The following is a 6,841-nucleotide window of genomic DNA, read 5'->3' as shown; positions in this document are numbered from 1 at the left end:
GGGTAACAGTACTCGAGTTTTTGAACTTCAACTTCTTCATTTCGTCCACCGATCTTACGGGTTGTAAATTCACCTGTCTTGAAGACACCCGTCAATTCAGGGACTGTAATTGTTTCATTCGTTGGTGTGTAATCAGCTGGCGGATCAACTTCATCCTCTTCATTCGTTTCAGGAGCACGAGCCTCCTTACTCAAATCATAGTCGAAATTGTTATCTCCAGGGTTGAAGACACTATCAGGTACATAGATTGTGACATTGTCACCTTCTTGATTGATTCGACCACGAATTTGTTTTGATGGATCTGTGACTTTTTCAACAACTGTTTTACCATTGATTCGAACAGCATCAACCTTATATCCAGGTGTAACAGTGAACTCACCTTTGATGTCTTCCTTAATCAACGCTGCAGCTACCGATTCTAAAATTCGATTTGAGAACTTATCGATATCGCTTTGTTCATTAACATAGAAGGAAACGTTCTTGCCATTTACAACCTTGTCTGGTGAAGCTATCGATTGAAGAGCATCATGGAAGATTCCTTGAACTGAACGGTTATCACCGATATTCAATGTTTTTCCAAATCCATTCAAATAAGCAGAACCATATTGGAAGTATGGGTCAGTGAACCCTGCCACTCGCTCCCAGAAACCAATAACTACAGAGCCTTCTGATCCAACAGCATTCTTAAGTGTATTTCCTGCCTCTTTTAACTCGTTTGCACGGCTGACAATATCTTGCGCTGCTTCAGGGAAATAGTTTTGACCAAGTCCCCATGCAGGTTGTAGCTTATAAGTTCTGGCATAACTTTTATCCATAACAACATTACCATCTGGGAGACGGTAACCATTGGCCACACCATCCGTTACAAGGAGGAATACGGTCTTACGACCATTTTTCATTTCTCCTTTTTGACTGTTATAAGCAGCAAGAGCATCCGTAATACCAGGAACTGTAGGAGTTCCTCCTCCAACAGTAATATTATCAATAAAGCTATGAATAGATTTTTGATCTGATGTTAAATCACTTGAACTAAACTGATAATGTTTACCAGTAATCCCCTCATTTGTATAGGTATCAATCGCTCCTGTGAAGTCCTCATTATCAAAATATCGAACCTGATCCAATCCTTGATAAGCTGAAACGAAGACGCGGTCAGTCGTATCTGGATCACCTGTACTCACTAAATGTGGGTCAGTTTCATTGTACTGTTCAGGTTTCACATAAGTGGTCAAACGCTTCAAGGCATTCTTAACACTAGGAATAGTCTTTTCAAAGGATCCACTCGCATCTTGAAGGATAACTAAGTCGATCGGTTTACGTGGAACTGTCCACTGTGTTTTTTCTGTTTTCTTTACCTTACGATAACATCCATTCTGGATAATTTCTGTGTTCTCTCCTACTTGTCTAGCAGCCCCTTCATCAGCCGATGCACCTCGAGCGAGGAACAGTCCAGCCAATCCTAATGGCACAGAAAGAAACAGAATCATAAACAGAATGGAGACCTTTTTAATGAAATCACTCATAGTTTTCTCTGAAATCCTATTGAGATTTCTTCTTCCTCCTTTATTCTGAAATAGATGTATGTCAGTCTAGCAGTTCTTGTAACTCTTTCGAGGAATTTTCAGCAGTGGTATGATCTACTAATACATTCTTTACCAGTTGCTGTTTTGTCACAAGATACATACTTGGTATGGTTTGAACCTATAAAAGATCGGTTGCGGACTGATCTTCGTCATAATAATACGGGAAAGTATATCCTTTTTCTTTGATATACTGATCAGCAGTTTCCTTTGTTTCTTTTCCTGGTTCGTTCATATTCAGAAGAACAAAATGAATTTGATCTCCATACTTTTCATACATCTGCTGAACAATGGGTAGTTGTTTCTAACAACGAGGACACCAACTAGCCCATTCGCCAACTAATATAGGTTTATCTTACAGTCCTGAACTAGCAATCAATTTTCCATCTTGAGAGGTCGTTTTAAATTCTGGAAGTTGTTGACCTTTTAAACTCAAAGTTGAATTGTTCTCATCACTTGAAGTTGATTGCAAAACTGAAGATGCACCTATATCTTCATCCTTAATGGGTCTAGTGATATAAATTAAACCCACCGTTAAACCTATGGTGACTTCCATCTCTTAAAACAGAAACTACCATCTGTCTTTTTTACACAAAATCTCCTTTCTTATAATAGTAAAATATCATGAATAAGTTTCAAGTAAATAATATATCAACCTATAAAAACGAGAGCTAAACCTCATTCATGTCAAATGATATTTTATCATTTACTAATTAGTATTTCAAGAAATATGTTGTCAAATTGTAAATTTTTTTTAGAATGTTAAAAACCCACTGTTTCATACATTAGAGAGATTTTTGAGATAGAATTACTGAGATCTTATTCTGAGTTTTTTCAGAATATTATTTCTTTTTAATCAGCCCAACTAATAATCCATTTTTGCGTCATTTACTATGTTATATATACAAAAAAACAACATCAAAATCCATTTAAATATTTGCAAAAATAAAAAAGATTGCCCAATCAGACAATCTTTTTTATGTTCTTAATACAAATCAAGATAATTATCAACTTCCCACTGTGAAACGAAGGTCGCATAGCTAGCCCACTCGATACGCTTCGCTTCAAGGAAGCTAGTGTAGATGTGTTCACCTAGGGCTGCCTTGACCACTTCATCTTCTGTCAAAGCTTTCAAGGCGTTATGAAGAGTTGATGGAAGATCAGTAATTCCAGCTTCCTTACGCTCTTCTGCTGTCATGATGTAGATATTTTCTTCGATAGGAGCTGGTGCTTCGATTTTGTTTTCAATACCATGCAAACCAACTTCCAAAAGAACAGCCATAGCGATGTATGGGTTTGCCATTGGGTCCACCGAACGCAACTCGAGACGAGTTCCCATACCACGTGAAGCTGGTACGCGCACAAGTGGCGAACGATTACGACCAGCCCAAGCAATGTAAACAGGCGCTTCATAACCTGGAACCAAACGTTTGTATGAGTTAACTGTTGGGTTCATGATAGCAGTATAGTTGTAAGCATGCTTGATCAAACCACCAAGGAAATGGTAGGCCGTTTCAGACAACTGCATTCCTTTTGGATCATTTGGATCAAAGAAGGCATTGTTTCCTTCTGCATCAAACAAGGACATATTACAGTGCATACCTGATCCAGCGATACCAAATTTTGGTTTCGCCATAAAGGTTGCGTAAAGACCGTGTTTGCGAGCAATGGTTTTAACAACGAGTTTAAAGATTTGAATCTTGTCACAGGCACGGAGGACTTCATCATACTTGAAGTCAATTTCATGTTGTCCAACCGCAACCTCGTGGTGACTCGCTTCTACTTCAAATCCCATTTTGGTCAAGACATTAACAATTTCACGACGTGTATTGTCAGCAAGGTCAGTAGGCGCCAAATCAAAGTAGCCACCCTTGTCATTTACCTCAAGAGTTGGATCGCCATTTTCATCCAGCTTAAAGAGGAAGAATTCTGGTTCTGGACCAAGGTTGAAGGATTTGAATCCTACTTCTTCCATATGACGAAGTGCACGCTTCAGATTACCACGTGGGTCACCTGCAAAGGGTTCGCCTTCTGTTGTATAGACATCACAGATCAAACCTGCAACACTCCCATTTTCATCTCCCCAAGGGAAGACTGTCCATGTATCCAAGTCTGGGTACAAGTACATATCTGACTCATTGATACGTACAAAACCTTCAATAGAAGAGCCATCAAACATGGCTTTGTTTGACAAGACCTTATCTAACTGTTCATCTGTAGCAGGAATTTCGACGTTTTTCATGGTTCCCAGAATATCTGAAAACATGAGACGGATAAAGGTAACATTTTTTTCCTTGACTTCACGACGAATATCTGCAGCTGTGATTGGCATGGGTTTTCTCCTTAATATATATGACTACTTGCGATTGCCTAACCGCGACCAAAGGGTGACCGTACTGAAGCAAAGCGCCCCTGCTGGAGGAGTTCATTGTGGAGTGCACGACGCACTTCCGTCTGACTCACGGCTTTCTTGGACTTCGCCTCGCGTTCAGCATATTTTTTCTTAATCGCAGCAATATTATGACCTTCAGAGATATAATCTTTGATTTCAAGCAGACGATCCATGTCATTCAACGAATACATGCGACGGTTCCCTTCGTTTCGATCAGGTTTGATCAACTCTTGATCTTCATAATAACGAATCTGACGAGCCGAGAGATCGGTCAACTTCATAACACTGCCGATAGGAAAAACAGCCATATTTCGGCGAAATTCTCTTTCCTTCATTTACAATTTCCTTCTTCCTGTCTATTATAGTCTAAAAAAAGACATACGTCAACGAATAATGTCATAAAATGTAACATTATTTTCTTTTTTTCTCCCAAAAGAGTTTCAGTTGCTCAATATCATAATTTACAAGGATTGCGACAAAAACTCCCATAAATGTTTCAAATACACGTGCAAACACGTACAAAAATGTTTCTCCGCTTGGTATTGATAGGGTAATAATCAACATAGCCGCTACACCACCGATAACTCCTGCCTTGTTGTTCATGGCAACGTTTGTCATAATGGTTAACATGGTGCAAATCGGAACAACTAGTAAGGTTACCCAAAAGGCTCCATGAAATAAAGTGTTTAAGAGGAAAAAGACAAGGGCGTAAAAACCGCCAATACTATTTCCTAAGATACGCGAAGTTCCAAAATGGACACTCTTATCAAAGCTCTCTCGTAAACTGAAGACCGCTGTCAACGCTCCAATTTGAAGCCCCTTCCAGCCAAAAAAACCAAAAATCAAGAGAACTATAAATACGGCAATCCCCGTTTTGAAGGTTCGCATACCAAGCTTGAACTGTGACTTATCAAATTTATATTTTTTAAAATAACTCATAATCTCAACTTTCTACTACCATTTTAACATAAATTAGTTGATTTTATGAGCCAAAATCAATAGGAAGCGTTTTTAATTCAAGCTACAAGAAAAAGAGGAAACAAAGTTCCTCTTTTCTATTTAACTTTTAGAGCTTACTTGCTTTCGTCTTCTTTACGTTTCAACTGACCAAGTCCTAAAACCCCTACTAAAGCTGCTAGACCAAGATATGGCATGTAGCTTGAATCATTTGTACCTGTTTGAGGTAGAGTAGGGTTACCTTTTGGATTTGGAGTAGGAGTCGTTGGCTCCTCTGGTTTCTTAGGTTCTGGCGTTGTCGTACGAACTGTATTTGAGGCGTAAGCAACTTTGTTCACAGTATTTACATAGGTATTTTCAAAGGTTCCAACAGCAATTCGTTTCATTTGAATATAAGTCTCAGCCTGGAATGGAGAATCCAACTGAATCTCTTGAAGGAATTCTTCCTTGAAGCGAATTGTAAGCATTCCCTTATCTTGATCATGTTCAACCTGTGTTTCAGCCGTTAAGTCTGTTCCTGCCTTAATAACACGACCGTCTTTCAATCGGATATCAACCTTGGCAAGAACTTTATAGTTTCCAGTGTATTGATCACCTTTTTGGTCATAATCATCTACAAAACTATAGTCATTCAAGTCCTCAGAATGATTTTGTGGAATCAAACCACCGATTAAACGATAATTGAAGTACTGGTTCAACGGAATGGTTTGGCCATCAATATTGTCACTGCTTGGATCCATACTGATTGTCACATCTTTTTTAGGTGTGATTTTCGGTACATTGTTGACAACTACTTCTGTAGCATAACCATTTCCAAAATCAATTTGGTAAGCTTTGTTTTCATACTTACCACCCGTTTGACCAAATTCAGGTTTAACTGTCATCGGATCTGTGATGAGCAATGATTTTCCTGCTGCTACATAGTTCTTGTAGAATTCGGCTGGATTATCAGCTGAGAAGAGTTGGAAAGCACCTTTAACAGTGATGTTGGCTTTCTTCAACAGATCTTGAACCTTCTTAGGCGCAGCTTCTAAACTATCAAATTGTTGAACACTGATACCTGATACAAGGTTACCTTCTAGATCACGAATCTTAACCAATTCTGGTTGAAGGGTTAAGGCTTCTTCTGGATAATCATCCACATAGTAGAAACCATTTTGAATCGCTTCTTTAGAAGATTTATCTCCCTTGTATTGGTCCAAATCCCATGTGAGTTCATAGTAGTTTGTTGAACCAGCTAGAACTTCTTTGCCATCAATATTCACACCTTGCTTGTTCTTGTTAACTTTCAAAGGCTTGATGTAGTTGTTATTTGGATTGTCAGGATCATTTGGTTTACCTGGAGTCGTTACACGAACAATGTTTGACTTGACACCGTAGGCATCGTTGACTGTCAATGTAAAGTTGTTTGTATAAGTCGCCCCATCATTCAAGACACGACCAACAACAGTTGGATATAGAGTCTCAAAGGATTTTGTCAAATCTGCATTGAAAGCAGCCAAGGTCTCCTCAGTAGCCTTAAAGGTTACAGTGTGACTAGCTTTATCATAGCTTGTTTCAAAACCTTTGCTTGCAGCCTTAGTTGCTTCCAAATCAAACTGATAGCCAGTTGGAAGTGGATCTACCAATACAAACGAAGTTGTTTTTGGACGCCCTGCAGTTAAAGCTTCCGTTTTCAACTCAAACTTCACTACAGACTGCTTAGCAACGAGAGTACGATCGATATCTACTCCATCCTCATTCTTAATTTCTTTATTAATCTGAGGTTGTGCAAATAGACGATTGTAATGGAAGTGAACTGTTGGCACCGCTGGTGGTGTTGGCAACTGCTTAGGAGTTGGTGCTACCGGTGGTGTTGGCAATGGATCATAATTTGGTTCTTCTGGTTTTGATGGCTCTGGTTGATCTGGAG

5 protein-coding genes and 1 pseudogene are annotated in these 6,841 nt (G+C 39.1%); all 6 read right to left on the bottom strand.

The window, feature by feature from the left end; all coding sequences use genetic code 11:
• Positions 1 to 1,523, bottom strand: a pseudogene (locus tag HMPREF2885_RS03585) (cell surface protein); the annotation flags it as partial.
• A 412-nt stretch (positions 1,524 to 1,935) separates the two neighbouring features.
• Positions 1,936 to 2,112, bottom strand: coding sequence for a hypothetical protein (locus HMPREF2885_RS10235; RefSeq protein ID WP_261674084.1), 177 nt, complete (start codon positions 2,110 to 2,112; stop codon positions 1,936 to 1,938).
• 453 nt (positions 2,113 to 2,565) lie between these two features.
• Positions 2,566 to 3,912 carry a type I glutamate--ammonia ligase gene (gene glnA / locus HMPREF2885_RS03575; protein ID WP_001122885.1) on the bottom strand — a complete coding sequence of 449 codons (1,347 nt, stop codon included), beginning with the start codon at positions 3,910 to 3,912 and terminating at the stop codon, positions 2,566 to 2,568.
• A gap of 38 nt (positions 3,913 to 3,950) precedes the next feature.
• The gene (glnR, locus tag HMPREF2885_RS03570) at positions 3,951 to 4,307 is read right to left on the bottom strand and encodes a transcriptional repressor GlnR (protein WP_000664333.1); all 357 of its coding nucleotides are present in this window, start codon (positions 4,305 to 4,307) and stop codon (positions 3,951 to 3,953) included.
• 76 nt (positions 4,308 to 4,383) lie between these two features.
• A complete protein-coding gene (locus HMPREF2885_RS03565) occupies positions 4,384 to 4,911 on the bottom strand; it encodes an FUSC family protein (protein ID WP_000119887.1) in 528 nt (175 codons plus the stop codon).
• Between the two features lie 134 nt (positions 4,912 to 5,045).
• Positions 5,046 to 6,841 (bottom strand): SspB-related isopeptide-forming adhesin (locus HMPREF2885_RS03560; RefSeq protein ID WP_148131123.1); only part of this gene is annotated, 1,796 nt, incomplete at its 5' end.

This window comes from Streptococcus sp. HMSC062H02 (assembly GCF_001813005.1).
Classification (GTDB): Bacteria; Bacillota; Bacilli; order Lactobacillales; family Streptococcaceae; genus Streptococcus; species Streptococcus oralis_S.
The sequence above is the reverse complement of the archived record's forward strand: the minus strand, read 5'-3'. Positions and strand labels throughout refer to the sequence as shown.